At 43.8% G+C, this 1,083-nt stretch carries 1 protein-coding gene and 2 pseudogenes; all 3 read right to left on the minus strand.

What is annotated here, in order from left to right:
* A pseudogene (locus L652_RS01000000123130) lies at positions 1-211 on the minus strand (serine--tRNA ligase); the annotation flags it as partial.
* 9 nt (positions 212-220) lie between these two features.
* Positions 221-601 carry a fluoride efflux transporter CrcB gene (gene crcB, locus L652_RS0100805; RefSeq protein ID WP_021032117.1) on the minus strand — a complete coding sequence of 127 codons (381 nt, stop codon included), beginning with the start codon at positions 599-601 and terminating at the stop codon, positions 221-223.
* Positions 594-1,083: pseudogene (locus tag L652_RS0100810) on the minus strand (recombination factor protein RarA); the annotation flags it as partial. The pseudogene L652_RS0100810 and the gene crcB, both read right to left, overlap by 8 nt.

Here is a 1,083-nt window from a genome sequence, read left to right on the forward strand (position 1 = left end):
GTGGCTGTGCGTCTTCGCCTTTTGCTTTGGCTTGACCAATTGCTTTTGCGCTTGCATTACGTTGACTTTGAAGTTCTTGCGTTTTTACTTGTAATGTTTTGCGTTTTTCTTCAAGTGCCGTTACCGTCGCTACATCGAGTTCGTAACCGCGCGCCGCTAAACGTGCTGCAGTTTGTTCGATGTCTTGACGTAAAAATTTAGAATCTAACATGTTAGTTTTTTAACCTTTTTGCATTACTAGCTGAAGGCCCAGCCAAGCCATAAAAATACACACCATCACGTTTAAGATGATATTGAGGGCCATTTTAATAAAGTGACCTTGTTGTAATAACAACAACGAGTCCATTGAGAATGTTGAAAAGGTGGTTAATGCACCTAAAAAGCCAATACCGATAAGGGTTTTGGCGGGGCTTGCGGTGATAATTTCTTTATCTATCAAACCGTACAAAATGCCCATTAACAATGAACCCAGAATATTAACCGTCAACGTGCCAAAAGGGAATCCCCTACCGAGGAGTTTTAGCATGCTTTCGCTAATAAAAAACCGTAAACACGCACCTGAGGCTCCGCCAAGGGCGATCATCATATAAAGTTTAATCATTTTCGTATCGTCTAAGTGGGCTTTGCGCATCGCGCTCTTTTAGGTAATCGAGTTTTTGTTTAATTTTTTGCTCAAGTCCGCGCTCGCTCGGTAAGTAATATTCTTTGCCGTCCATCTCTGGTGGTAAGTATTTTTCACCTGCGGCAAATGCGCCTTCTTCATTGTGCGCATAACGGTACTCAGCGCCATACCCTAGGTCTTTCATTAAGTTAGTTGGCGCATTACGTAAATGCTCTGGTACGGGATAACTTGGCTCGTTTTTGGCATCTGCTTTTGCTTGATTAAACGCCATATACACCGCATTACTTTTAGGTGCGCTGGCTAAATATAGAGTGGCTTGTGCAATTGCACGCTCGCCCTCGCTTGGGCCAACACGTTGAAATATATCCCACGCATTTAAGGCCACTTCCATCGCACGCGGATCGGCGTTACCAATGTCTTCTGTAGCTATGGCAAGTAAACGCCTTGCTACATACAAAGGG

Origin of the sequence: Pseudoalteromonas sp. TB25, assembly GCF_000497995.1 — a bacterium.
Lineage (GTDB): Bacteria > Pseudomonadota > Gammaproteobacteria > Enterobacterales > Alteromonadaceae > Pseudoalteromonas > Pseudoalteromonas distincta.